Annotated in this window: 19 protein-coding genes and 1 pseudogene; 14 read left to right on the top strand and 6 right to left on the bottom strand. The window is 63.3% G+C overall.

The genetic code is table 11. From position 1 onward, the window contains the following. Positions 1–8: 8 nt before the first annotated feature. The gene (locus ACYPXD_RS08540) at positions 9–1,451 is read right to left on the bottom strand and encodes a DUF3300 domain-containing protein (RefSeq protein WP_459709727.1); all 1,443 of its coding nucleotides are present in this window, start codon (positions 1,449–1,451) and stop codon (positions 9–11) included. Positions 1,452–1,596: 145 nt separating this feature from the next. Here ACYPXD_RS08540 and ACYPXD_RS08535 point away from each other — a divergent pair, with 145 nt between their 5' ends. Further along, positions 1,597–1,854, top strand: a complete 258-nt coding sequence (locus ACYPXD_RS08535) for an RNA-binding protein (RefSeq protein ID WP_459709724.1) — start codon at positions 1,597–1,599, stop codon at positions 1,852–1,854. Between the two features lie 40 nt (positions 1,855–1,894). On the opposite strand, the gene ACYPXD_RS08530 is transcribed toward ACYPXD_RS08535, so the two are convergent. Beyond that, complete coding sequence (locus ACYPXD_RS08530; protein WP_459709722.1) at positions 1,895–2,293, bottom strand: hypothetical protein; 399 nt, start codon at positions 2,291–2,293, stop codon at positions 1,895–1,897. A gap of 27 nt (positions 2,294–2,320) precedes the next feature. Next, positions 2,321–2,779, bottom strand: coding sequence for a glycine zipper family protein (locus tag ACYPXD_RS08525; protein WP_459709720.1), 459 nt, complete (start codon positions 2,777–2,779; stop codon positions 2,321–2,323). A 226-nt stretch (positions 2,780–3,005) separates the two neighbouring features. Here ACYPXD_RS08525 and ACYPXD_RS08520 point away from each other — a divergent pair, with 226 nt between their 5' ends. The 11 genes and pseudogenes from ACYPXD_RS08520 to ACYPXD_RS08470 all read left to right on the top strand — a co-directional run bounded on the left by ACYPXD_RS08520 (position 3,006) and on the right by ACYPXD_RS08470 (position 19,216). Next, positions 3,006–3,224, top strand: coding sequence for a DUF2964 family protein (locus ACYPXD_RS08520; RefSeq protein WP_219803374.1), 219 nt, complete (start codon positions 3,006–3,008; stop codon positions 3,222–3,224). A 339-nt stretch (positions 3,225–3,563) separates the two neighbouring features. Next, entirely contained in the window at positions 3,564–5,975 is a 2,412-nt protein-coding gene (locus ACYPXD_RS08515; protein ID WP_459709717.1) for a phosphoketolase family protein, read from the top strand. 78 nt (positions 5,976–6,053) lie between these two features. Continuing rightward, a complete protein-coding gene (locus ACYPXD_RS08510) occupies positions 6,054–8,555 on the top strand; it encodes a glycogen/starch/alpha-glucan phosphorylase (RefSeq protein ID WP_459709715.1) in 2,502 nt (833 codons plus the stop codon). 25 nt (positions 8,556–8,580) lie between these two features. Continuing rightward, positions 8,581–10,653: a glycogen debranching protein GlgX gene (gene glgX / locus ACYPXD_RS08505; protein WP_459711401.1), complete on the top strand. Its 2,073-nt coding sequence runs from the start codon at positions 8,581–8,583 to the stop codon at positions 10,651–10,653. A gap of 113 nt (positions 10,654–10,766) precedes the next feature. Continuing rightward, positions 10,767–10,913 (top strand): annotated as a pseudogene (locus ACYPXD_RS08500) (VOC family protein); the annotation flags it as partial. A 167-nt stretch (positions 10,914–11,080) separates the two neighbouring features. After that, a complete protein-coding gene (locus ACYPXD_RS08495) occupies positions 11,081–11,989 on the top strand; it encodes a LysR family transcriptional regulator (RefSeq protein WP_459709713.1) in 909 nt (302 codons plus the stop codon). 208 nt (positions 11,990–12,197) lie between these two features. Then, entirely contained in the window at positions 12,198–13,232 is a 1,035-nt protein-coding gene (locus ACYPXD_RS08490) for a PDR/VanB family oxidoreductase (RefSeq protein ID WP_459709710.1), read from the top strand. Positions 13,233–13,321: 89 nt separating this feature from the next. After that, the gene (locus tag ACYPXD_RS08485; RefSeq protein ID WP_459709708.1) at positions 13,322–14,437 is read left to right on the top strand and encodes a Rieske 2Fe-2S domain-containing protein; all 1,116 of its coding nucleotides are present in this window, start codon (positions 13,322–13,324) and stop codon (positions 14,435–14,437) included. 104 nt (positions 14,438–14,541) lie between these two features. Beyond that, entirely contained in the window at positions 14,542–15,981 is a 1,440-nt protein-coding gene (locus ACYPXD_RS08480) for a short-chain fatty acid transporter (RefSeq protein ID WP_459709706.1), read from the top strand. Between the two features lie 242 nt (positions 15,982–16,223). Continuing rightward, entirely contained in the window at positions 16,224–16,607 is a 384-nt protein-coding gene (locus ACYPXD_RS08475; RefSeq protein WP_459709703.1) for a DUF2946 domain-containing protein, read from the top strand. Between the two features lie 122 nt (positions 16,608–16,729). Continuing rightward, on the top strand, positions 16,730–19,216 hold the full coding sequence (locus ACYPXD_RS08470) for a TonB-dependent receptor (protein ID WP_459709701.1): 2,487 nt from the start codon (positions 16,730–16,732) through the stop codon (positions 19,214–19,216). A 44-nt stretch (positions 19,217–19,260) separates the two neighbouring features. Here ACYPXD_RS08470 and ACYPXD_RS08465 read toward each other — a convergent pair whose 3' ends face one another. Both ACYPXD_RS08465 and ACYPXD_RS08460 read right to left on the bottom strand, forming a co-directional pair. Then, positions 19,261–21,000 (bottom strand): FAD-dependent oxidoreductase, encoded by a 1,740-nt coding sequence (locus ACYPXD_RS08465; RefSeq protein WP_459709697.1) that lies wholly within the window; start codon positions 20,998–21,000, stop codon positions 19,261–19,263. Between the two features lie 141 nt (positions 21,001–21,141). Beyond that, positions 21,142–21,627, bottom strand: coding sequence for a MarR family winged helix-turn-helix transcriptional regulator (locus tag ACYPXD_RS08460; RefSeq protein ID WP_459709694.1), 486 nt, complete (start codon positions 21,625–21,627; stop codon positions 21,142–21,144). A 190-nt stretch (positions 21,628–21,817) separates the two neighbouring features. Here ACYPXD_RS08460 and ACYPXD_RS08455 point away from each other — a divergent pair, with 190 nt between their 5' ends. Beyond that, entirely contained in the window at positions 21,818–23,227 is a 1,410-nt protein-coding gene (locus ACYPXD_RS08455; RefSeq protein ID WP_459709692.1) for an MATE family efflux transporter, read from the top strand. 19 nt (positions 23,228–23,246) lie between these two features. On the opposite strand, the gene ACYPXD_RS08450 is transcribed toward ACYPXD_RS08455, so the two are convergent. Next, the gene (locus ACYPXD_RS08450; protein ID WP_459709689.1) at positions 23,247–24,302 is read right to left on the bottom strand and encodes an aldo/keto reductase; all 1,056 of its coding nucleotides are present in this window, start codon (positions 24,300–24,302) and stop codon (positions 23,247–23,249) included. A 215-nt stretch (positions 24,303–24,517) separates the two neighbouring features. Between ACYPXD_RS08450 and ACYPXD_RS08445 the strand changes: the two genes are divergently transcribed. Next, entirely contained in the window at positions 24,518–25,420 is a 903-nt protein-coding gene (locus tag ACYPXD_RS08445) for a LysR family transcriptional regulator (protein ID WP_459709686.1), read from the top strand. Positions 25,421–25,470 lie beyond the last annotated feature (50 nt).

The raw sequence follows: 25,470 nt of genomic DNA, 5'->3' as shown, positions 1-25,470 counted from the left end.
GTCGTCTCCTAGCGTCTGCCGCCGCGCATTCCGCCGCCACCGCGCATTCCACCGCCGCCGCTCGGCCGGTTGAAACTCGAGCCCTGCATGCTCGAACGTCCGCGGTCGGCGCTGCGCTGCGCGGAGCCGCCGCCTACACCTTGGAATGCACCGTCGCGCCCGCCGCCGCCACCACCGAACCCTCCGCCACCGACATGGTCGCTCGCGCGGCTGACGTTTCCTGTGCCCGCGCCGCCGCGGTTCGAGACGCCGCCGCGGTCGCCGAGGCTCGAATTGTCCGCGACCGACGCACGGCTGTTGCGTCCGCCCGACCGGTCCACGGTCGATGCGCGATTGCCCGCGCCTGCGCCGGCGCGGTCAGCCGTCGCTGCACGATTACCCGCACCCGCCCGATCGGTCGCCGCCGCACGGTTGCCGGCTCCGGCGCGATCGGCGGCGCTTGCGCGCTGATTCGCTGCGTCGCGGCCGCGGAATTCGTTGCGCGCTTCGGCGCCGGGCACATTGCCCGCATACCGGTTGCGCGTCGCATTGTCGCGATACGCGACGCCCTGGCGGTGGCTCGCGTCGTGCTGCCAGCGGTTGCCGTTGCCTTGCACTTTCGTGCGATCGAAGTTGCGGTCGATATTCGCGGCCTTGTTCACGTTGATATTGACGTCGCCGCCGCCCCAGTTGCAGTTGCTGAAAATCGCACCCGCGGCGGCAAGGCCGACGCCCCACGCGAAGCCGGTGGCGAGCGCGGCGCCCGGATAGTAAGCCGGCGGCGGCGGCCAGTAGTACGGCGGATAAGCGGGATAGCTCCACGCGCCATAGACGACTGTCGGGTTATAGGCCGGCACGTAAATGACCTGCGGATCGGCTGGCTCGATGCGCACGATGCTCTGTCCGCCGCTCGCGGCCGGAGGGTCGACGACCACATTCTGCTGTTCGGTCGACTTGAGGTTGCCCGAATCCTTCGCCCGCGCGCGCAAACGCTGAATCGCGGCGAATACGTCCTTTTCCTGCGCGAGGAAGGCGTCGCCGAGTTTCTGCGTCCAGTCGAGCTTTTCGTTCATCGGCTCGAGAATTTGCGGAAACGCAACGAGCGACTTCACGCTGACGTCCCACGGTTGATTCTCGACAGCCTTGACCGCGGCGTCGCCCTTCACTTTAGGGTTCGCTTTGACCCAACGCGCGGCATGCACGATTTCGAGCGGATAAGTCGAGGCCATCAGGACTTGCGATAGTACGGAGTCCGGGTAAAGCGCGATCGGTGCGACCAGCGCTTCGATTTCTTCGGGTTTGAACGGGGCGGGCTGATTGGCTTGCGCCGGTGGCGCCGGTTGAGCGAGCGGCGCCGGCTGTGGCTCCGCAGGCGAGGCGGTTTGCGCGCATACGATACCCGAGGCCGACGTCAGCATGACGAACAGCCACATGTGCACGGTTCTTATCCGACGTTCGATATGCGAGAACATTGCCGCTCCTTGGTGGGGCGCCAACTCACTATGATGTTAGGTCATTCGCCGCCGTTTTGTGATGCGTTGAAACACCAAACAGCGCACTACAATGAAACGAGGTCCATCCGAGAGGGAAAGGGCCATTGTCAGAAAGGAGGCCGAGATGGGAGAACTCTGGTTATCCAATATCCAGAAGGAAACGTCCGACGACGAAATCAGGCAGTTTTTGTGCGGATACGGGTTTCCTTCGTTCGACTGGATTCAGCGTATCGACGGAACGGGCACAAGTCCTGCGGCATTGCTCGGCTTTAACGAGGTGCAAGGGTATGCGCTGCGCAGTCTGCAATCGCGCGTGCACAACCTGTTCTGGAAAAACCGCAAGGTCACGGTTCAGATTCTTCCGGAACGCTACGAGTACTGATCCGCTGATGGTTGTTCTGCGCGATGCATGCGCACGGGTTTCATCTGGGCGTACAGGCCCCGAACATCACATACGTGCGGTCGCGGTTGGCGATGGTCGAGGTCATTTCACCGGTCGTCGAATCGAGCACGAGCGTCCACGCAAAGCCGAGTTCGGTGCCCTGCATCAGGATCTGGCCAGGCGTTTTCTCCATCGAATCGATCGGTGTCGAGCGTGACGTGCCCTGAATCGTCTTTTTCGCGAAGTCGATACGCATGAATTGCGGCAAGCCGATATCGGCCGGCAACGCGCGTTCGCAGATCTCGCCGGGATCGCACGAATGCGCGTCGACGGTCGCGCAGATCAGCGGGGTCTTGCCGTCGAAATCCGCGGCGGCGCCCGCTAGCGGTATCAGCGCGCAGGCAACGGCGCATGAGATTGCAGTGCGTGTTCTTGTCACGATGTCCGCTCCCGTAGCGTGGCAGCACTAATTGATCGTGTAGCCTCGTCCGCTCATGCACGCCGAAATGGCGCGATTGTATGTAGCCATTTGCTGCGATGTGTCCTGCGCGACGTACTGTTGTTGCTGCTGCGCAGCGGCTGCGTTGCGGCGCTGGCGAATGCCGCCGCCGACCGTGCCCGTAATGGCGCCGATTGCGGCGCCTTTGCCCGCGTCGCCCGCGATTGCGCCGATGGCCGCGCCCATTGCGGCGCCGCCCGCCGCGCCGCGGACGCGTTCGCCTTGCGGCCCGGGCGGCGGAGGCTGGTTGGCCGCGCGCTGGGCAAGCGCGGAAGGGTTCACGCCAGTTGTTTGCTGTGCCCACGCTTCGCATTGGCCCATATCGCTGGCTTGCTGCTGCGGGCTTTGGCCCCTCGCGGGATAGATGATGGGTTGCTGTGCCGACGCGTGGCCGGCAAGGAGCAGGACGGCCAGCGCCGAAGCCATTCGTAACGTTCGAGTCATGGATCGATCACCGTTAAGACAGTTGGCCTCAGGCCCGCGTGGACGCTTCGCCGAAGCAAGCGGCGGCCGTTTGCCATAGTCGAGTATCGGACGCGGATGCGGTAAATGATATTGGACCTTGATCCAATAGCAGGTCACCGCATGCGTGTACTAAGCTGAATCGGCCGTTGGAAAACCGCTTGAAGTTCAAGAAGCGCTAGAGGTATTCATGAAGAAATCCGAGAGGCGTGTAGCGATCGCGCTGGTGGGCGTGGCGATCTGGCTCGGCGGACTTTATGCGGCGATTCACGGGCTGGTCTACGACAAGACGATGGAATTCCGCTACGGGGCGCTCGCCATTTTTGTCGGGGTGGCAATCGCGGTGATTGCGATGAATCTGATATCGCTTCGAAGATCGAACGAAAAGAAAGAAAAGGGCGCACTGTAACCAAAGCGCCGTGGCGATGCCGCGCAAGCGCGTTAGCGTCACGGGTGTTCGAAGAACTTCGTTGCGTGCCCAGCATTGCGCATTCAATGCGCATCGGACGCCGATGCGGGCGATGTTTCCCTTTGCGTTTTCATCTGATTTTGCGCCGTGCTGCCTTGCGCTGCGCAAGCTTTTTTTGCGCGACCCGAACGGTGTTGCGCAGGTGCGCACATCCATCCGAATAGCGCCTTGCATTCCATGGATAGTAACGTATGCTGCGTTGAGGTAAAGCGCCTGTGCAGCACACCGAGCGCGATCCACGCTCCTCGGGATGAGGCTGCAAGGACAGGAGGCGTCGGTATGAGCAAGCAACCTATGACGGGCGCGGCGCAAACCGCGCCCGGCGGCGAGGAACTCCGGCTGATCGACGCCTGGTGGCGCGCATGCAACTACCTGTCGGTCGGCATGATCTATCTGCTCGACAACCCGCTCTTGCGCGAGCCGCTCAAGGCAGAGCACATCAAATACCGTCTGCTCGGGCACTGGGGGGCAAGCCCGGCGCTTTCGTTTGTCTGGGCGCATCTGAACCGCGTGATCAAACGCGACGATCTCGACGTGATTTTCATGGCGGGACCCGGTCATGGCGCGCCGGGCGTGCTCGGCCCCGCGTATCTGGAAGGCACATACTCGGAGGTCTATCCGGACAAGAGCGAGGACGCCGAGGGCCTGCAGAAATTCTTCAAGCAGTTCTCGTTTCCAGGCCATATCGGCTCGCACGTCACGCCCGAAACGCCGGGCTCGATACACGAAGGCGGCGAGCTCGGTTACAGCCTGTCGCATGCCTACGGCGCCGCACTCGATAACCCCGATCTGATCGTTGCCTGCGTGGTCGGCGATGGCGAATCGGAAACCGGCCCGCTTGCGACGGCGTGGCATTCGAACAAGTTCATCAACCCCGCGCGCGACGGCACCGTGCTGCCGATCCTGAATCTGAACGGTTACAAGATCGCCAATCCGACCATCCTTTCGCGCATCAGCCACGAAGAACTCGAAGCGCTATTCGTCGGCTACGGCTATCGGCCGTATTTCGTCGAAGGTTCGGATCATGCGGAAATGCACGAGAAGATGGCGCGCACGCTCGATGAAGTCCTGGCGGAAATTCGCGCGATCCACGCCAAGGCGCGCACAGCGGGAAACGCAGCGGGCAACGTCGAGCGCCCGCGCTGGCCGATGATCGTCTTGCGTACGCCGAAGGGTTGGAGCGGGCCGAAGGAGATCAACGGTCACAAGGTGGAAGGCTCGTGGCGCTCGCATCAGGTGCCGTTTGCCGACGTGCGCGGCAATCCCGCGAATCTCGAAGTGCTCGAGCACTGGATGCGTAGTTACAAGCCCGAAGAGCTGTTCGACGCGAATGGCCGGTTGATCGACGAACTGAAAGCGCTCGCGCCCATCGGCCCGCGGCGCATGAGCGCGAATCCGCATGCGAACGGCGGCACCTTGCGCCGTGAACCGAAGCTGCCCGACATTCGCGCGTACGCGGTGGATGTCGCGGATGCCGACGCCGGCAAGGTGCTGCACGAAAACACGCGGCCGCTTGGCGACTATCTGCGCGACACGATGCGCGAGAACATGCACACGTTTCGCGTGTTCGGCCCCGATGAAACGGCGTCGAACCGGCTGCAGTCCATTTACGAAGTCAGCAAAAAGGTCTGGATGGCCGACATGCTGCCCGAAGACGACGACGGCGGCGAACTCGCGCGCGACGGCCGGGTGATGGAAATGCTGTCGGAGCACACGCTGATGGGCTGGCTCGAAGGCTATCTGCTGTCGGGACGCCACGGCTTGTTCCATACGTACGAGGCGTTCGCGCACGTCATCGATTCGATGTTCAACCAGCACGCGAAGTGGCTTGATATCTGCAAGAACCATGTGCCGTGGCGCGCATCGGTGTCGTCGCAGAACATCCTGCTTTCGTCGACCGTATGGCGGCAGGATCATAACGGCTTCTCGCATCAGGATCCGGGCTTTATCGATCTCGTTACGAACAAGAGCCCGTCGGTCACGCGCGTATATTTGCCGCCCGACGCGAACACGCTGCTCGTCGTGGCCGACCAGTGCCTGCGCTCGACCGACTGCATCAATGTGATCGTCGCCGACAAGCAGAAGCATCTGCAATTCACGACGATCGACGAGGCCATCGTGCACTGCGCGAAGGGGATCGGCGTATGGGCGCGCGCAAGCACCGACGAAAACGAAGATCCGGATGTCGTGCTCGCTTCGTGCGGCGATGTCGCGACGCAGGAAGCGCTCGCGGCGGCGGCGATTCTTCGCGAACGCCTGCCCGAACTGAAGCTGCGCTTTGTGAACGTAGTCGATCTCTTCAGGATGCAGCCCGCGAGCGAGCATCCGAACGGTTCGACCGAGCGCGAATTCGACAGCCTGTTTACCGTCGATAAACCGGTGATCTTCAATTTCCACGGTTACCCGTGGCTGATCCACAAGCTTTCCTATCGCTTCCGCAATCACGAGCACCTACACGTACGGGGCTACAAGGAAAAGGGCAATATCAACACGCCGCTCGAACTGGCCATTCTCAACCAGGTGGACCGCTTCAACCTCGTTATCGATGTGCTCGACCGTGTGCCGCGTCTGCAAGGGCGGACCGCGCATCTGAGGGAAGACATGAGAAACGCGATCATCAGCAACCTGCAATACGCGCACACACACGGTACCGATCGCGCGGAAATCTCCGACTGGGTCTGGCCGTTCTGAAAGCGAAGCGCCGCGCGGGGCCTTGCAATCACGCGGCAATCGAACAGCACACACGCGCAACGACGATAAGGACAGCCCATGGGTGACGCAGCAACCATCAAATCGACACCGGGCGCGGAACCGGCGCGCAGCGGTCTTGGCGTCGACGCGCTGCAGCGCGATATCGTCGATAACCTGATCTGTTTGCAGGCGGGGTTCCCGGAGACCGCGACGCTGCACGACTGGTACATGGCGCTCGCGTATTCGGTGCGCGACCGGATGATGACGCGCAGGGTGGCCACGACACGTGCGTATGTGGCGCACAATGCGAAGGTCGCATGTTATCTGTCGGCGGAATTCCTGATGGGTCCGCAGCTCGGCAACAATTTGATCAACCTCGGCATCGAGAGCCATGTGCGCAACGCGCTGCAGCCGCTTGGCGTCGACCTCGACGCGCTGCTGGCGATCGAGGAAGAGCCGGGCCTTGGCAACGGCGGCCTGGGGCGCCTTGCCGCCTGCTATATGGACTCGCTGTCGACGCTTGAAATTCCCGCTATCGGTTACGGCATCCGCTACGAGTTCGGCATTTTCGACCAGGAGATCCGCGACGGCTGGCAAGTCGAAGTGACCGACAAGTGGCTGCAAAAGGGCAACCCCTGGGAGATTCTGCGTCCGGACGTCGCGTTCTATGTGAACTTCGGCGGCCGCACGGAAAGCGAAACCGACGATCAGGGACGTCTGCGCGTGCGCTGGGTTCCGGGGTACACGGTCAAGGGTGTCGCGTGCGATACGCCGCTGCCCGGCTTTCGCGTGAACACCTGCAATACGTTGCGGCTGTGGAAAAGCGAGGCCGTCGAATCGTTCGATCTGCAGGACTTCAACGCCGGCGACTATTACGAGGCCGTGCACGAGAAGGTGAAGTCGGAAACGCTGTCGAAGGTGCTCTATCCGAACGACGAGCCGGAAGCCGGCAAGCGCCTGCGTCTTGCGCAGCAGTACTTTTTCGTGTCGTGCTCGCTGCAGGACATGCTGCGGCTGCTCGCGCTCAAGGGCGAACCGGTCGGTCGCTTTGCGTACCTGTTCACGGCGCAGTTGAACGACACGCATCCGTCGATTGCGGTCGCCGAGCTGATGCGCCTGCTGGTCGATGAAAAGCTGCTGCCATGGGACGAAGCGTGGGAGATCACGCGGCGCGCACTCGCTTATACCAACCACACGCTATTGCCCGAGGCGCTCGAAACCTGGGGCTTGCCGCTGTTCCAGAGCTTGCTGCCGCGGCCGCTCGAAATCATCTACGAGATCAATCGCCGCTTTCTCGACGAAGTGCGGCATCGCTACCCGGGCGACGACGCGCGCATCGCGCGTATGTCGATGATCGACGAGAGCGGTGCGAAGCGCGTGCGCATGGCGCATCTGGCGACGGTCGGCAGCCACGCGGTCAACGGTGTGGCCGCGCTGCATACGAAACTGCTCGAAGAGACGGTGTTGCGCGATTTCGCCGAACTCTGGCCCGAACGCTTTCATAACGTGACCAACGGCGTCACGCCGCGGCGCTTCGTCATGCTCAGCAATCCGGGCCTTGCGGCGCTGCTCGCCGAAGCGGTCGGCGAGCGCTGGTCGAGCGACCTCTCGAAGCTGCGCAAGCTCGACGAACAGGCGGACGATGCCGCGTTCCAGGACCGCTGGCGCCGCGTCAAGCGCGCGAACAAGGAACTGCTCGCGGCGAATATCCGCAGCGCGACCGGTATCGCCGTCGATCCGGCCGCACTGTTCGACATTCAGGTGAAGCGTATTCACGAATACAAGCGGCAACATCTGAACGCGCTTTACATCATCACGCTGTATGAACGGCTGCGCCTCGATCCGCATCGGGAGGTGCCGCCGCGTTGCTTCGTGTTCGGCGGCAAGGCGGCGCCCGGCTACGCCATGGCCAAGCTGATCATCCGCCTGATCAACGGTGTGGCCGAGGTCGTGAACAACGATCCGGTGGTGAACGGGCGGCTGAAGGTGGTGTTCTTCCCGGATTTCAACGTGAAGAACGCGCAGTTCATCTATCCGGCCGCGGACCTGTCCGAGCAGATCTCGACGGCCGGCAAGGAAGCGTCCGGCACCGGCAATATGAAGTTCATGATGAACGGCGCGCTGACGATCGGCACGCTGGACGGCGCGAACGTGGAGATTCGCGAGGAAGTGGGCGACGAAAACTTTTTCCTGTTCGGCCTGACCGCCGACCAGGTGGAGCGGGTCAAGCGCGAAGGCTATCGGCCTGCCGATTACGTACGCGACAACGACGACTTGCACGGCGTGATCGAGGCAATCGGCAGCGGACGCTTCTCACGCGGCGATCGGGAGATGTTCCGGCCGCTGCTCGATAATCTGCTCAACTACGATCCGTTTCTCGTGCTCGCCGATTATGCGGCGTATGTGGCTCGCCAGCAGGACGTCAGCACGGCATGGCAGGACACGCGGCGCTGGAGTCGCATGTCGATCCTCAATACCGCGCGCTCCGGGAAGTTTTCGTCCGATCGCGCGATTCGCGAGTACTGCGAGCAGATCTGGAAGATCGACCCGGTGAGGATCACCCTTGAGCGAAGGCTCTGAAACACCAGCGGCGCGCATCTATGCGGTGCGCGCCGGATCACGATTTCCGCCGGGTGCGACTGCGTTGCCCGAGGGGGTCAATTTCTGCATTTTCAGCCGCCATTCGACGCGCGCCGAACTGCTGCTGTACGACGCGCCGGATAGCGCGGAGCCGTTTCAGATCGTCAGGTTGGAACCCCAGCGCAATCGCACGTTTTTCTACTGGCATGTGCTGGTCGAGGACCTTCCGCCGCATACGTGCTACACATGGCGTATCGATGGTCCGCACGACACGCAGTTCACGGGCCGCGCGTTCGACGCGACGAAAGAGTTGCTCGATCCGTTCGCGCGCGCGGTCGATCACCGCTTGTGGGTTCGCCGTCCTGGCGTCGATCAGGCCGGCAAGGCGCACGCAACCCATCGCGCCATCGTCACCGCGCCGCTCGCGCCTTCGCCCGCCACCACGGCGCAACGCCCGGCTGGCGGGCTCACCGACGCGGTGATTTACGAACTGCATGTCGGCGGCTTCACGCGCGATCCGTCGAGCGGCGTCACGCACGCCGGAACCTTTGTGGGGCTGATCGAAAAGATTCCGTATCTGAAGGAACTCGGCGTGACGCACGTCGAACTCCTGCCGGTGATGGCGTTCGACGAACAGGACGTGCCGCCCATCGCAGCCGGGCGAGGGCTCGTCAATTTCTGGGGTTACAGCACGCACAGTTATTACAGCCCGCATCCGCGTTATTGCCGCGACCCGGCGCGCGCGCCGCAGGAATTCCGCGCGCTGACCGATGCGATGCATGCGGCCGGCATCGCGGTGCTCGTCGATGTCGTGTTCAACCATACGGCCGAAGCGGGCGCAACGGGGCCGGTCATCAACTTCAAGGGCCTCGCGAACGACGTCTTCTATCAGCACGATGCGGGCGATCGACGCCAGTACCTCGACTTCACCGGCTGCGGAAATACGGTCAATTGCAACCATCCGCTCGTCACCGCGTTCATTATTCACTGCCTCGAATACTGGGTGGAAGAGCTCGGTGTCGACGGGTTTCGCTTCGATCTGGCGAGCGTGTTCGCGCGCGGCCCGCATGGCGAACTGATGGGCGATCCGCCGCTGCCGTGGTCGCTCGAAGCGTCGCGCGTGCTGTCTCATGTGCCGTTGATCGCCGAGGCGTGGGATGCGGCCGGCCTCTATCACGTCGGTGCGTTTCCCGGCATGGCATGGGCCGAGTGGAACGGCCGCTATCGCGATGTGATCCGCCGGTTCGTGCGCGGCGAGTCGGGGCTCGTCGGGCAGGTCGCCACCTGTATCGCGGGCAGTTCGGATATCTATGCGGATGACGGCAGGCTCCCGACCAACAGCATCAACTTCGTGACGTGCCACGACGGCTTTACGCTCTACGATCTCGTCAGCTACGACATGAAGCACAACGAGGCCAACGGCGACGACAATCGCGACGGCAGTAACGACAATCTTTCGTGGAATTGCGGAACGGAAGGCGACACGCAGGATGCGGCGATCATGGCATTGCGCTACCGTCAGGCGCGCAACCTGATCGCGATCGTGCTGCTAAGCCAGGGTGTGCCGATGATGCTTGCCGGTGACGAAGCGCTGCGCAGCCAGCGTGGCAACAACAACGTCTACTGCCAGGATAACGCGCTGGCGTGGTTCGACTGGAAGCCTGCAAAAGCAGGGGCGGACATGACGCGCTTCGTGCGCGAAATGATCGCATTGCGCAAGCGTCACGCGAGCCTGCGGCGGACCCGGTTTCTGACCGGAACGCCTTCGCCCGGTCAGACGCGGCCCGACGTTGCATGGCACGGCGAGCGTCTTGATGAACCTGCGTGGCACGACCATGGCGCGCGGCTGCTCGCGTGGACACTCGGCGCTGAAGCGCCGGGTGAACCGTCGTTGCATGTGGTGCTCAATATGAATGCGTCGCCTCGCGAGGTCGCGCTGCCCGCGCTCGACGGGCGGCGTTGGCGTCGCATCGTCGACACTGCGCTCGAGAGTCCGCGCGATATTGCTTGCGCGGCGGCCGCGCCGATCGCGATGGAAAGCGGGCATTGCCGGGTCGAAGCGCGCAGCGTCGTGGTTCTCGAAGAAGGCGAGGCGTAGACGCGGAACACGGATACGCCCGGCATGCCTCGCGTTCACACGCGCACAATCGAGCCGTTTGTGCGTCGTCAGTCCGCTTGCCTGGTCCCACTGCCCAGCTCGCCGAGGGCGAAGACATCGACACGCATTGCGCGCATGCGCGTGCGGCCAGCGCGACGATCGTAACGGAGCCGGCCACGCAGTTTTACGGCGACCGTACCTATCGCGCGCAGGATCCCGAAGGCCATATCTGGACCTTTGCGTCACCGTGCAAAAAATGACGTCCGAGCAGCGGTCATCGCGCTCCTCCTGTCTCATTGCCTAAGGGTATGACCTGGTCAGTATCGAAATAATCGCCGCGCGATGCAAGTCGTAGGGGCTTTCCATTGCAGACCCCTTTGGGGCGACTCCTTAAACTTCTACGCACAACGATCGACGTAGAGGTCCCATGACCCTTCAGCAGCTGGAGACGTTTTTCTGGACCGTCAAGCTCGGCAGTTTCGCGGCAGCCGCCGAGCGTTTGTACGCAACGCAATCGGCGGTCTCGATGCGCCTGCGCGAACTCGAGCGGGCGCTCGGCGTCGAGCTCTTCGACAGAACGCACCGGACGGCGCGCCTCACCCCGAAAGGCCGCGAGCTGATGGACTACGCGAGCCGGATCCTGGACCTGTCGACCGAACTCGAACACCGCCTCGGCGCGCCCGAGGCGGTGTCGGGCGTCGTGCGTTTCGGCGTGGCGGAGGTCGTGACGACGACCTGGCTGCCGCGGCTCATCACCGTGATTGCGGAGCGGTACCCGAATGTGCGGCTCGAGATTGAAGAGGCGTTGACCGCCGAACTGATGGCGAGCCTGCGCCTGGCCGAGCTCGAACTCGTGCTGGCGCCGGGGCATACACGAACGCCGGAGCTGTCGACGCTGTCGCTCGGCGTCGTCGACTTTCAATGGATGGCGAGCCCCGCGCTCGGCCTTGGCGAGCGTACCTACCGCCCGCGTGACCTGGCCGGTTATCCGATCATCGGCATGAAGCAGTCGTCGTTTCACTATGCCGCGCTCGAAGACTGGTTCATGAGCGAGCATGCGCGCTGCCGGTATCTTGCGCGCTGCAAAAGCGTCGCGGTCGCCGCATCGATGACGATTGCCGGCATGGGCGTGTCGTATCTGCCGGTGCGGTCGTACAGGCAGGAGATCGCGCAAGGCAAGCTGGCCGTTGTCCACGTGACGAATCCGCTCGAGCCGGTCGAGTTTATTGCGGCTTGCCCGGCGGGCCATTCGTATTCGCTCCCGCGGGCAATCGCCGAACTGGCACGCGAGGTCAGCGATTTCGAGTGTGCCGAGAGCCCATCCGACAGTCCGTGACCCGTTTGTACGACAACAAGGAACTGACGAAACCGGCGGTCGATCTATGCTGCGGTGCATAACGACAGATCAACAATCTTGATGCTTTTCGGCGTGAATTACTCGTTTGAGTTCATGCGTTCGCTTGCCTAATCTTCCTTTCAAGCACAGCGCATGGCCCAGCAAAAGGGCCTGGTACAGACTGTCGCTGCGATTCAAGGAGGAAGACATGGAAGCGGTCCTCGTGCGGGAGGAGACCCCCGTTCGCGCCGACGCAGAGCGGCACGCAAAGCTTGAGGTGCGTCTCAAGTCGATCACGGCGCTTGCCGACGATATCAACGCTTTCGAGTTCGTGAAGGCCGATGGCGGCTTGCTGCCGCAGTTCACGGCCGGTTCGCATATCGACGTCCATCTCGCGGGCGGCGTGATCCGCCAGTATTCGCTGTGCAATTCGCCTCAGGAACGGCATCGTTATGTGGTGGCCGTGCTGCGCGATGAGCGGGGCCGCGGCGGCTCGATCGCCATGCACAACGAACTGCGCGCGGGCCAGAAGCTCCTGATTTCCCCGCCACGCAATCATTTCGCACTGTCGAGCGCGGCTGGCCCGCACGTTTTTATTGCCGGCGGGATCGGCATTACACCGGTCATGGCGATGATCGACGAGGTGCGCAAACGCGGACAGGCGTTTCATCTCTACTATTGCGCGCGCACGGCGCAACGCGCCGCGTTCCTTGACGAACTGCAGCCGCTTGTCGAAAGCGGCGCAGCGTCGCTTCATTTCGACAATGGCGACCCGCGTAACGGTCTCGATCTCGTGTCGACCTTGCGCGGCTACTCGTCCGGCACGCATCTCTACTATTGCGGCCCCGGCCCGCTGATGGACGCCATCGAAGCGGCGAGCGCACACTGGCCGGCCGCGACGCGGCATTGCGAGCGCTTCTCCGCCAGCGCCGCGGCATCCGCTGCGCGAACCGACGGTGCCGATAGCGGCGTTGAAAAAGATGCTCCCTTCGACGTCGAACTGCGCCGCTCGCAGAAAACGCTGACCGTGCGGCCCGGCGAGTCGATTGTCGACGTGCTCCGCGGCCATGGTGTCGACGTCGATACATCGTGTTGCGAGGGTTATTGCGGCACCTGCATGACGCGCTATCTGGCAGGCGAACCGATCCATCGCGACACGGTGCTCGACGACGAAGACCGCGACGAGTTCGTGATGATCTGCTGTGCGCGCGCGAAGAGTCCGACGCTCGTACTCGACATCTGACTAGCCGGGAAGGCCACGTTTTCGTCACACACCGGAGCGCAATGTCCGGTTGCATCAACGTCCCCATTCTTCTGGAGAGGATGCTCGCCATGAGTACATTCGAATACGTCAAGGATTGCTGGTATCCGATCGGATTTTCGTCGGAGTTTGCCGCAGGCCAGCTGCAGGGCCACAAGATCGTCAACCGTCCGATCGTGATGTGGCGCGCGGAAAGCGGCGAGGTCGTCGCATTCGACGACCGGTGCTGTCATAAGCGCTTTCCGCTGTCGCAAAGCAGGCTGCTCGACGACGGCCATCTCGAATGCGCTTATCACGGCTTGTGCTATGACACGTCGGGCCGCTGCGTGGCGATTCCGTCCGCACCGGACAAGCCGATTCCGCCGCAGGCGCGGCTCAGTGTCGTTCCGGTCTGCGAGCAGGACGGCGTGGTATGGGTATGGCCCGGCAGTCCGGCCGGCGCGCAGCGATTCGCGCCTCCGCGTACGCCCGAACTGACCGACGCCGGCAATCTGTCGATCGGCTCTCCCGAACCGCTGCACGTGCCGGCGAACTATCTGTTGCTTATTGAGAATCTGCTCGACATCACGCATTTTTATCCGCTGCACGACGGCAATATCGGCGACAAGGAAAACAGCCGGATTCCGGTGGAACTCGAGGAAGGGGACAGCGAAGGCCATACGTTCGTGCGCACCACGCGCCACGTGCATGGCTACCGGCAGCCGCCGTACCTGAAGGAGTGGTTCCTGTACGACACGGTCGAGCGGATTCACACGCACTGCATGGTGAGCCCCGGGCTTACGCGCGTGGTCATGCGCGTCGCGCCCGAGGGCGAACTGGGCACGGACAAGGAAAGAGGCTACACGCTGCTGCATCTGCACCTGCCGGTCGACGAGCGCAATCTGGTGTGGCGCTGGAACGTGTCGTGCAAAGCGTGGCATATGACGCTTAGCGATCCGGACATGCCGACCGCGCGCAAGGTTGCCGAGATGTTTCCGGCCGTGGTCGAGCAGGACCAGTGGGCGCTCGAACGCCAGCAACGGATGATGGAATATCCGGACGACGGTTACTCGGAACTTTTCCTCAAAACCGACAAGGCCTTGCGCCGGGCACGCCAGATTCTGATGACGCTGCAGCGCAAGGAGCGCGAGTTGCAGATCGCGCCGGTTGGAGAGACGTCGTCGGCAAAGGTGTCGGCGTTGGCATAGATCGAAGCCCGATGCGTGGCTGCCGTATTCAAGAAGCCGGACATCAACGGCATCCCGGTCGACCCTGGCAGCCCTGATAAAGACCCATGGTCAGGAGACACATTGTGGAAACCCATGATACTTCGCCGCTCGCGGTCCGGCCGCAGCCCGCGCCCCGTTCCGAGGGCGACCACAAGACCTTGCTGCAGCGCGCGGTGTCGTCGTGCGTGTACGTTTTCGAGCGCGTGATGCCCGATCCGTTCGTGATCGTGATCCTGCTGACCGTGCTGGTCGCGGCGCTGTCACTCGCGTTTGCACCGAAAGGCACGCCCGAAACGATACTCACCGGCTGGTACAAGGGCATTTTCGGCATCTTCACCTTCGCGTTCCAGATGGTGCTGGTTCTGGTCACCGGGTACGCGCTCGCGAGCGCGCCGCTGATCAAGGCGGGCCTGCGCAGCGCGAGCCGGCTGGCGGTCGGGCCGGTATCGGCGGTACTGCTCGTGTTCGGCGTCGGCGCCGTTGCGACGTTCCTGAACTGGGGCTTCGGGCTGGTCGTCGGTGCGCTGCTGTCGAAGCAGGTTGCGAGGCAGGTGCGCGTCGATTTCGCGTGGCTCGTGGCCGCCGCTTACAGTTCATGGGTGCTGTGGGCCTTTACGGGCATGTCGAGTTCGATTGCGTTGTCGATTGCGTCGCCCGGCAATCCGCTCAATATCGTCGAGCAGCACACGCACGCCGCGGTTCCGCTGACGCATACGGTGTTCACCGCATGGAACCTGCTCGCGGGCGTGGCTGCGATGGTGCTGATTCCAATTGTGTTCATCCTGATGCGTCCCGCGGACAAAGACGTCATCGCAGCCGATGCGAGCCTGATCGAGGCTGAGGAGAAAAAGATCGAGCAGGCCGACGATGCGCGCGCGGGAACCTTTGCGGGCGTGCTCGAACGCTCGCGTATCTGCGCGCTCGTGTTCGTGCTGGCCGGCGCCGGCTATCTGGCGATGCAATGGATTCGCCATGGCGTGAATCTCGACATCAACACGGTGATCTTTATCTTTCTGCTTGCCGGGCTGTGTTTGCACGGTAGCCCGCGCCGGTATGTCGGGGCGGTGACCGAGGCGGCGAAAGTGACGGGGCCGATGCTGCTGCAATACCCGTTTTACGGCGGGATCATGGGGATCATGGGCGCGACCGGCCTCGATGAAACGGTTGCGCATGCCTATATTCATGTCGCGTCGGGCAATACGCTGCCGTTTCTCAGCTATCTGGCCTCCGGCGTGATTACGTTGTTTATTCCAAGCGGCGGCGGCCACTGGGCCGTGCAGGGTCCGTTCACGATACCGGCCGCGATGCAGTTGGGCGCGTCGCTGCCAGGCACTTCGATGGCGATCGCCGCGGGCGAGATGGCCGGCAGCCTGCTCCAACCGTTCTGGGCGATTCCGGTTGTGGCGATCGCCGGACTCGGCGTGCAGCGTGTTTTGGGCTTTACGCTGGTGATTTTCCTGACCGCCGGCTCGCTGCTGGGGCTCGTTTATCTGCTCGTCGTGCCGGCGTGGGCGGGAGCTTGAGCCTGAGCCTGAGCCGTTAAACGTCCGCCGGCGCCGCTGGAAGGCCGGTCTTGCACGCACGCGTTAAAACAAGTGTCGGATCGAACTTGCGCTGCGTGTTGATGTGATCTTCAAGCGCCGCCGAAAAATGGGCGCGACGTCGCCGCGAGACCGTAGCAGGCGCCGCGCTCAGCGCACGTCACGCAGGTTTCGCGCGCGCGGAAGAGGTGCTAAACTCGCACCCGCTTATCCGCTTCGACACCATGATCCCTCGCGCACATAAACGGCTAACCGCATGGCTTGGCATCTTTGCCATGTGCCTTGTCGTGTTCGTGCCGCTTGCGAGTCAACTGGTCATGGCAGCGCATGCGAACGAGCCCAATGCAGCGCTCTGTTCCGCGTTCGACACCCGCGTCGATCATTCGCAATCGCACGCCATGAACGGCGACTCGCTCGCCGCATGCGCATACTGCGATCTGCTTGCGAATCATGTCGCCGTGACCGCTGTGCCGCCTGTCATGCCGGTGCTGATCCTGCTAGTCGCAATCGCAGCGGCGCCCGTGCTGTCCACACGCTTCACGCCGCTTGGCGCATTTCCCTCGGGCCGTCCGCGCGCCCCTCCCGTTCTCTTCGCATCGAGCCTGTAAAAGAATCGCGGCGCCTTCTTTAGCCTTTGGCCTTTGAGCCTTTGAGCCTTGAAGCGCGCATCGCGACCCTGCCGCGCCTTGATCGGGATCGCGGCCAGCCTTGCTTCGAGGGGAAGTTTCACATGTTCAATCCGCACCTTGCGGGCGTTGCGCACGCCGCGCGGCGTGTGCCTGCGCGCGTGCTGTGGCTGTTTGCCGCAGCAGGTCTGAGCCTGACGCATGGAATCGCCGCTGTCGCGGCAAGCCACGACATAGACGCATCTGCGACTGCTGCCGCGCCGGCATCTTCGGCCAACACCGCCAACCTGGACCCATCCGCTTCCGGCCAGAACACCGCGGCCGGCGTTCCCAACGACACCAGCTCGTTGCCGGCCGTCCAGATAACGGGTTCACGCTCGTACGCGGAAAAGAACCAGTTGCCGCAGACGACCGAGAGCATCACCGCGCAGCAGATCAACCAGACAATCAATGCGACGGACGCCTCCGACGCGCTCAAGTATCTGCCCGACGTGCTCGTGCGCAAGCGCTATATCGGCGACACGAACGCGCCGATGTCCACGCGCACGACCGGTATCAACGCAAGCGCCCGCAGCCTGATCTATGCGGACGGCGTGCTGCTCAGCACGCTGATCAATAACAACAACCAGAACGGCTCGCCGCAATGGTTCATGGTGTCGCCGCAGCAGATCGAGCGCGTCGATGTGCTGTATGGGCCATTTGCCGCGCAATTTCCCGGCAACTCGTACGGCGCGGTGACCGAAATCACGACGCGCATGCCGAAGCAGTTCGAGGCGAGCGTCGACGTGCTCGGTTCGATCCAGCACTTCGGCCTCTACAACACGCACGAGAACGAACCGGCGCAGCAATACAGCGCGACGCTTGGTGATAAGGTCGGCAAGCTGTCGTGGTTCCTCAGCGCGAGCCACCTCGATAGCTTCAGCCAGCCGATCACGATCGGCGAGGTCACGCAGTCGACCACGCCGGCGGCCGCCAATCTGCCTGTCGTGACCGGCGCCATCGCCGATCGCAACCGCACGGGGCAGCCGGTTCAGGTGATTGGCGCGGGCAACTTCGTCCATACGATTCAGGACAACGCGGCGCTCAAGCTCGCCTACGACTTCACGCCGACCTTGAGTGCGACGTACGCGCTGGGCTACTGGCAGAACAGCCAGAAGGCGCGCGCGCAGACCTATCTGCAGACGGCGAACGGCACGCCGTTCTACGGCGCGACAAGCGGCAACGTGAATATCGGCGGCTTTTCGTACAACGCGGCGACGATCGCGGGGCAGTTCACCGCGAATAATGTCGAGCAGGAACATCTGATGCAAAGCCTGACCGTCGATAGCCATACGAACGGGCCGTTCGACTGGCAACTGGTGGTCAGCAACTTCTATTACCTGCAGGACCTGAGCGGCCTGTCAACGGGCGTCTATCCGGCCGCTCTGGCGGGCGGCCCGGGCCGCACGACCGATATGGGCGGCACGGGCTGGACCACGGTGGACCTGAAAGGCACGTGGCGGCCGCAAGGCGTTGCCGGCGCGAATATCGCGAGCTTCGGTGCGCACTTCGATCAGTTCAAGCTCGTGAGCCCGACCTACAACACGTCGAATTGGGCCTCCGAAGGCGAGGACGGCTCGCTCTTCAGCAATTCGCTCGGCAAGACGCAGACGCTCGCGTGGTGGGCGCAGGACGTGTGGCGCATCACGCCTTCGCTGCAGGCCACACTCGGCGGGCGCTACGAGATGTGGCGCGCGTATGACGGCTTCAACTTCGCGACCGGCAGCAATGGCGTGGGCGTGTCGATCAACCAGCCGAGCCTCGATCGCAATGGTTTTTCGCCGAAGGCGTCGCTGCGCTGGGATCTTTCGGACATCTGGTCGATTACCGGGTCGTTCGGCAAGGCCTTGCGATTTCCGACCGTCGGCGAGCTGTATCAGACCGTGCAGACCGGCTCGACTTTCGTGCAGGCGAACCCGTTTCTGAAGCCCGAAAGCGTGCTGTCCGGCGAACTCGCGCTCGAGCGCGATGTCAGCGACGGCAAGCTGCGGCTATCGGTGTTCGACGAATATGTGTCGGATGCACTGATCTCGCAGACCTCGACGGTGCCCGGTTTCGCGACGCCGGTATCGGTCACGCAGAACGTCGGCAGGACCCGCGAGACGGGCGCCGAAATTGCCGGGACGCAGGACAATGTGTTGATCAAGGGACTCACGCTGTCCGGCAACCTGACGTACGTGAATGCGCGCATTCTCGAGGACGACGGTTTCGTGTCGGCCACGGGCAGTACCGCGGTCGGCAAGCAGGTGCCTTACGTGCCGACGTGGCGCGCGACGCTCGCGGCGACGTACCGGCCCGATAACCGCTGGGCGTATACGCTTGCCGCGCGTTACAGTACGCGGCTCTTTGCGACCGTCGACAACAGCGACAGCAACCCGGCCACGTATCAGGGTTTCCAGAGCTTCTTCGTGATGGATGCGCGCGTGCATCTGCAAGTCGACAAGCACTGGGGCGCGGCGCTCGGCGTTGACAACCTGAACAACCGCAAGTACTTCCTGTTCCATCCGTTTCCGCAGCGCACGTTCTATGCGGAGCTGAAATACGATCTGTGATGTTCGACAGCGTTGACCAGAATCGGCGGCGGTTGCGCCCGGTTCTAGCGCGCGGCCGCCAGAAAGCTGTGAATCTGCGCGACGACCGCCGCGCCTTCGCCGACTGCCGACGCCACGCGCTTGGTCGACCCCGAACGCACATCGCCGATCGCGAACACGCCGTCGACGCTCGTCTGCAACGGCATCGACGGCACGCCGGCGTCGGCCAGATCGGTGCCGGTCAGCACGAAGCCGTTGCTGTCGCGCAGCACGCCGCAGCGGCTTAGCCAGCCCGTATTCGGCTGCGCGCCGATAAACACGAACAGATGATGCGTTGTCATGCTGCCTTCGATGCCGCCTGCGCCGCGGTAATGCACGCGCTCAAGACGCGCGCCGCCTTCGAGCGCGGTCAGTTCGATACGCGTATGCACGGTCACGTTCGGCAGCGACGTCACGCGTTCGGTCAGATAGTGCGACATGCTGTTCGCGAGGCTCGCGCCGCGGATAAACACGTGAATATGCTCCGCATGCGCGGCGAGAAACACGATCGCTTGCCCCGCCGAATTGCCGCCGCCGACGAGCAGCACGGGCTCCTTGCGGCACAGCCGCGCTTCGATCGGCGTGGCCCAGTAGTAGACGCCGCTGCGCTCGAAGCGCGCGAGTCCATCGACGGCGGGGCGCCGGTATTCGGCGCCGCTCGCGATGACGACCGTGCGCGCGGTAATGCGGCGGCCATCCGCCAGTTCGACGACGGGCGGCTGTTTGCTGCAATCGAGCGCGGTGACTTCGCACGGAATGCCGATATGCGCGCCGAACTTCTGCGCCTGGATAAAGGCGCGAGCCGCGAGCGCCTGGCCGGTGATGCCGGTTGGAAAGCCGAGGTAGTTTTCGATGCGCGAACTCGTGCCGGCCTGGCCGCCGGGCGCGCGACAGTCGAGCGCGGCAACCGAGAGCCCCTCGGAAGCGGCATAGACGGCCGTCGCGAGTCCCGCGGGTCCCGCGCCGACGATCGCGACGTCGTACACATGGGTCGGATCGAAGTCCGGGATCAGGCCGAGGCACGACGCGAGCTGTCCTTCATCGGGATTGCGCAACACCGTGCCGTTCGGGCATACGACAAGCGGGAAATCGTCGGGCTGCGGCGTCAGGCGTTCGAGCAGCGCAATGGCTTCGGCATCCTGAGCGGCGTCGAGCGTCGAATTCGGAAATGCGTTGCGCCGCAGGAAATTCTGCAACGCAAGCAGTTGCGCGTCGCTCGACGAACCGACCAGTACCACGCCGTGACCGCGCTCGATCACGAGCATGCGCCGCAGAATCAGTGCGCGCATGATCTTTTCGCCGATGTCGGCCTCGCTGATCATCATGTTGCTGAGGCCGTCGGGCCGCAGCAGGATCGCTTCGACATCTTCGATGACATGCGCGTCGACCACCGCGGGCTTGTTCGATAGCTGGGTGACGTCGGACGTGAAGTCGCCGCGATGCGTATACGTGTGAATAATCCGTTCGTGACCGAGCCCATCGCGGCCGACAATCCGCACCTTGCCCGCGAGCAGCACGAACATGCCAGGGCACAGGCTGCCCGCGCGATAGAGCAGTTCGCCTTTGGCGAAGCGGCAAAGGCTACCGAAGCGGCGTACGCGTTCCATTTCCGCCTCGGCGAGCGCCGGAAACATCTGCGCGAAACGCGGATGGGCGAGTACCGACGGGTCGTCGACCGTCGATTGATCGTCGGGTCCGGACGCGTCGTCGACCGGCTCGTCGGGTCCGGAAGCACCGCCTGGTGTGGAGCTTGACTCGTTGCTCATCGCGAATCGTCCTCCGGCGGCGAGTCGGCGCCGCCATTGATACCAGCGCCGCGGGGCGCAACGACACCCCCGCTGGTTTTCAGTTGGCTTCCAACAGCGTAGACGAATTGTTGCGGTGCAGTCGGAGATTCGCGCTGATGCTTACTGGGCGGGGCGCGACGCGCGGTCGTCCGCGCCGGCAAATGCATCGGCGAATGCATCGGAATAGAGTTCGGCGAGCGCAACGCGCAGCGCGGCCGCGCGCTTTGCGCCATACACGTCTTCGAAGCGGCTCTGCGCTTTGCGCCACAGGCGGTTCGCCTGGATCAGTTTTGCTTTGCCTTGCGCCGTGAGTTCGACGCGCTTGCTGCGGCCGTCGAGTTCGTCTGGAACCTGCACCAGATACCCGGCGCGTTCGAGTGGCTTGATATTGCGTGCCAGCGCGGAACGGTCCAACACCATCGCGTACGCGAGTTCGCTCATCGTCGGACTGTGTGCGCGTTCGATATGCACGAGGATCGATCGCTGCGACACGCTAAGCCCACATGGCAGCAGGAACGCGTCGTAGAGCTGGCTGATGCGCCGCGTTGCCTTGCGCAGCGCGGCGTTATTGCAGACGAGCGGATCTTTCGGAACGGACAGCGGCACGGGCTTGGCTCCTTGCAGGCAGGCGCGATGCACAAGCTCGGCGCAAGCGCGCTGCGGATCTGATTCGCGACAAGTGTACTGCAGCTTGACCGATATTGGCATATGCAAGTAAATTGCGAACATCGATTTGCTTGCATATGCCAATATATTTGCTCGATTCTTTTCGTGAGCTTTTCATGAGCTGTCATCCATGAGCAGCAATTCCACTTCGCCCGGCGTGCTGCACGCCGACAACCCGCGCCTGCGTTCGATGCTCGCTGCGCCGATCGCGCCGACACTGATCCGCATGGCGTGGCCGAACATGCTGATGATGCTCGCGCAATCGTCGACGGGCCTCGTCGAAACCTGGTTTCTCGCGAAGCTCGGCACCGATGTGCTCGCGGGCGTCGCCGTCGTCGTGCCGGTGCTGATGCTGATGCAGAACATGTCGCAAGGCGCGATGGGCGGCGGCATTTCGTCGGCCGTCGCGCGTGCGCTCGGCGCGGGGGATGCATCGCTCGCCGACCGGTTGCCGCGTCATGCGGTGGCGATGAACGCGGCGATCGGCATCGTGTTTTCAGCGGTGCTCGTGTCGATTGCGCGGCCGTTGTTTGCATTGCTCGGCGCACGCGGCGCGGCGCTCGATGCGGCCGCTACCTATGGCCATGTGCTATTCGTGGGTCTCGTGTTCATGTGGATCATGAACGCGCTTGCAAGCGTGATTCGCGGCACCGGCAACATGATGATGCCGGGCGTGGTGATTTGCGGTGGCGCCGTGCTGCTGATTCCGCTATCGCCATGCCTGATTTTTGGCATCGGCCCCCTGCCGCGCCTTGGCGTGGCGGGGGGCGCGTATGCGCTTGTCGCCTACTATGCGGCGGGCACGGCGATCCTCGCGTGGTACTGCATCAGCGGGCGCAATGCGGCACGCCTGATGCGAGGCCGGTTCGAATGGGCAACGCTGCGCAATATCCTGACGGTCGGCGGTCTTGCGTGCGTGAACCCGATTCTCACGAACGCGCTGATTGCGGCGACCACCGCCGCGGTCGGTGCGCATGCGGGCACGGCTGCGCTGGCCGGCTACGCGACCGGTGCGCGCCTCGAGTATCTGTTGATGCCGATCGCGTTCGGTCTGGGCGCGCCGATGGTCGCGCTGGTCGGTGCGAATATCGGCGCCGGCCAGATCGACCGCGCACGCCATATCGCCTTGACGGGCGGCATGATCGCGTTCGCGATTTCGGAAGCCGTCGGTGTCGCGGCGGCGCTTTGGCCGCATGCGTGGCTGCATCTGTTCGGAGGCGACGAGCGCCTGCTCGAGACCGGCACGCTGTATCTGCACATCGTTGGCCCGTTTTACGGATTCTTCGCGCTTGGCTTTTCGCTGTATTTCGCGTCGCAGGGCGCCGGCCGGCTCGGGTGGCCGCTGACGGCCGGCGCTCTGCGGCTTGCCCTGTTTGCGGGCGTGGGCTCGCTGGTCCTCGCGATCACGTCGTCGCTGACGGTGTTCTTTGCGATCGGCGCGTGTGCGATGACGCTCTATGGCGTCTGCGTGACGTGGTCCGTCGCGTCGGGGCGCTGGCTGCCGCGCCGGATGCGCCCCGTACGCCGAGGCCCGCTTTGAGGCCCGCTTTGAGGGCCGTCTACGAGCGCGTGCGCCCGCCCCACACATCGGCGGGCCCGAACCGGTCCGCGCTTTGCGTGGCGAGCATCCAGCCCGGATATTCGGGCGGCAGCGCGCTCGCCTTGTCGATTGCGCTGAGCTCTTCGTCGGTCAGCGTCATATCGATCGCGGCGAGATTGTCGTCGAGTTGCGCGCGGCGCTTAGCGCCGACGAGCACCGACGTCACGACGGGCCGCGACAGCAGCCACGCGAGCGCGACGCGTGCCGGGCTGCATTGACGCGCTTTCGCGATCGGCGCGATCGCGTCGAGCACGTGCCACGCGCGTTCCTTGTCGACCACCGGGAAATCGAACGACGACCGTCGCGAGCCCTCGGGATTCTGATTGTCGCGGCTGAATTTGCCTGAAAGCAGACCGCCCGCGAGCGGGCTCCAGACGAGCAGACCGAGCTTTTCATATTCCATCAGCGGCGCGAGGTCGCGTTCGAGATCGCGGCCCGCCAGCGAGTAATACGCCTGCACGGTCGCGAACCGCTCGTAGTTTTTCAGGTTCGATACGCCGAGCGCCGTCGCAATGCGCCAAGCGGGCCAGTTCGAGACACCGATGTAGCGCACCTTGCCCTGGCGGACCATATCGTCGAGTGCGCGCAAGGTTTCTTCGAGCGGCGTCAGGATATCTGTTGCATGGATCTGATAGAGATCGATGTAATCGGTCTGCAAGCGGCGCAAGCTGGCATGCACCGCATCCATCAGATGACCGCGCGATGCGCCGACCTCGTTGCGGCCCTGGCCCATCCGTGTGTAGCCCTTTGTTGCGATGACCACTTCGTGTCGCGCAACGTCCAGATTCCTGAACGACTGGCCGAGCGTCGTTTCGCTTTCGCCAAACGAATACACATCGGCGGTATCGAAGAAATTGATACCTGCTTCGAGGCTGGCGCGCACCAGATCGTCCGCTTCTGCCTGTCCGACGTTGCCGATATGCTTGTACACGCCCTGGCCGCCGCTGAACGTCATCGTGCCAAGACATAGCTGGGAAACCAGCAGGCCGGTGTTGCCTAAAGGTTTGTATTTCACGTTGGGACTCCGTAAGGTGTATCTCGAAGGTATGCGAGTGACTGCGTGGCATGGCGAGCGGCGCAGGTCGCAGCGATGAGCTGCTGCCTGTACGTCCCGCTTGTGGTCAATTGTGGTTGCAGGCCGCGCATAAATAAATGGAACAATCGGGCATTTAAAATTCCTCGATGAGGAATTAAACTGAGCATGGCTTTTCACCGCACACCGAGGCTGGCATGCTCAATCGACTCGAGATCCTGAAAATTTTCGCCGCCGCGGCCGTGTCGCCGACGTTCCGCGAGGCCGCGAAACGGCTTGGCGTGTCGCCGCAAGTCGTCACGCGCGCGGTGCGCGAACTCGAAGAGACGGTCGGCGAGACGCTGTTTCACCGCAGCACGCGGCGCATCCAGATCACGGCGTTCGGGCAGTCCTTCGCACAGAATGCGCAAGCGGCGTTATCGGCGGTCGATCATCTCTTCGGGCCTCATATCAACCGTGCCGACGAGGCGGCCGGCATCGTGCGAGTGACGGCGCCGTCCATGGTCGGTCGGCGTTTCGTGCTGCCGGTCCTCGTCGATCTGATGAAACGATATCCGGGGCTTGTGCCCGACCTCAGACTGTCGGATGCGTATGTGCCGGTCGTCGACGAGCAGATCGATATCGGCGTGCGGGCCGGTGCGATCGGCGACAACCGTTTCGTTGCCCGTATGGTCGGGCCGCTGCCGATGTGGGTGGTCGGCGCGCCGTCGCTGATCGAAAGCGCGGGGGAGCCCAAGAGCCTCAAGGAACTCGAGTCGATGCCGATGACATGCCTGATCGACCGTGCGAGCGGACGGCCGTGGCCGTTGATATTTCGAGGGGAGCGGCAGCTTCAGCCCGTGTCGCCGGTCTTCGTTACCGACGATACCGAAGCGGAAATCGAGGCGGCTTGTGCGGGGCTTGGCTTTAGTCAATCCGCGGAGTATCTGTTGCGCCCCTATATCGAAGCAGGAAAGCTCGTGCGTGTGCTGTCCCGCTTCGAACCCGAACCCTGGAAGTTGCACGTCTACCGGCCGCAGCGCGGGCCGGTTCCTCGACGCATCCGGGTTGTCTATGACGAACTGGTGAGCAAGCTGGGCGAAGCGACATCGCGCGCATAGCGTGACCTCGCATGTCGCGGTGCTTGCCGCGACATATCCGTACCGCGCGA

This window comes from Paraburkholderia sp. 2C (assembly GCF_054589215.1).
The sequence above is the reverse complement of the archived record's forward strand: the minus strand, read 5'-3'. Positions and strand labels throughout refer to the sequence as shown.

Excerpts from the sequence above, each read along its gene's own strand:
- ACYPXD_RS08540 (WP_459709727.1), bottom strand. The coding sequence starts at position 1,451 with ATGTTCTCGCATATCGAACGTCGGATAAGAACCGTGCACATGTGGCTG.
- ACYPXD_RS08535 (WP_459709724.1), top strand. The coding sequence starts at position 1,597 with ATGGGAGAACTCTGGTTATCCAATATCCAGAAGGAAACGTCCGACGAC.
- ACYPXD_RS08525 (WP_459709720.1), bottom strand. The coding sequence starts at position 2,779 with ATGGCTTCGGCGCTGGCCGTCCTGCTCCTTGCCGGCCACGCGTCGGCA.
- ACYPXD_RS08520 (WP_219803374.1), top strand. The coding sequence starts at position 3,006 with ATGAAGAAATCCGAGAGGCGTGTAGCGATCGCGCTGGTGGGCGTGGCG.
- ACYPXD_RS08515 (WP_459709717.1), top strand. The coding sequence starts at position 3,564 with ATGAGCAAGCAACCTATGACGGGCGCGGCGCAAACCGCGCCCGGCGGC.
- ACYPXD_RS08510 (WP_459709715.1), top strand. The coding sequence starts at position 6,054 with ATGGGTGACGCAGCAACCATCAAATCGACACCGGGCGCGGAACCGGCG.
- ACYPXD_RS08495 (WP_459709713.1), top strand. The coding sequence starts at position 11,081 with ATGACCCTTCAGCAGCTGGAGACGTTTTTCTGGACCGTCAAGCTCGGC.
- ACYPXD_RS08490 (WP_459709710.1), top strand. The coding sequence starts at position 12,198 with ATGGAAGCGGTCCTCGTGCGGGAGGAGACCCCCGTTCGCGCCGACGCA.
- ACYPXD_RS08485 (WP_459709708.1), top strand. The coding sequence starts at position 13,322 with ATGAGTACATTCGAATACGTCAAGGATTGCTGGTATCCGATCGGATTT.
- ACYPXD_RS08475 (WP_459709703.1), top strand. The coding sequence starts at position 16,224 with ATGATCCCTCGCGCACATAAACGGCTAACCGCATGGCTTGGCATCTTT.
- ACYPXD_RS08470 (WP_459709701.1), top strand. The coding sequence starts at position 16,730 with ATGTTCAATCCGCACCTTGCGGGCGTTGCGCACGCCGCGCGGCGTGTG.
- ACYPXD_RS08465 (WP_459709697.1), bottom strand. The coding sequence starts at position 21,000 with ATGAGCAACGAGTCAAGCTCCACACCAGGCGGTGCTTCCGGACCCGAC.
- ACYPXD_RS08455 (WP_459709692.1), top strand. The coding sequence starts at position 21,818 with ATGAGCAGCAATTCCACTTCGCCCGGCGTGCTGCACGCCGACAACCCG.
- ACYPXD_RS08445 (WP_459709686.1), top strand. The coding sequence starts at position 24,518 with ATGCTCAATCGACTCGAGATCCTGAAAATTTTCGCCGCCGCGGCCGTG.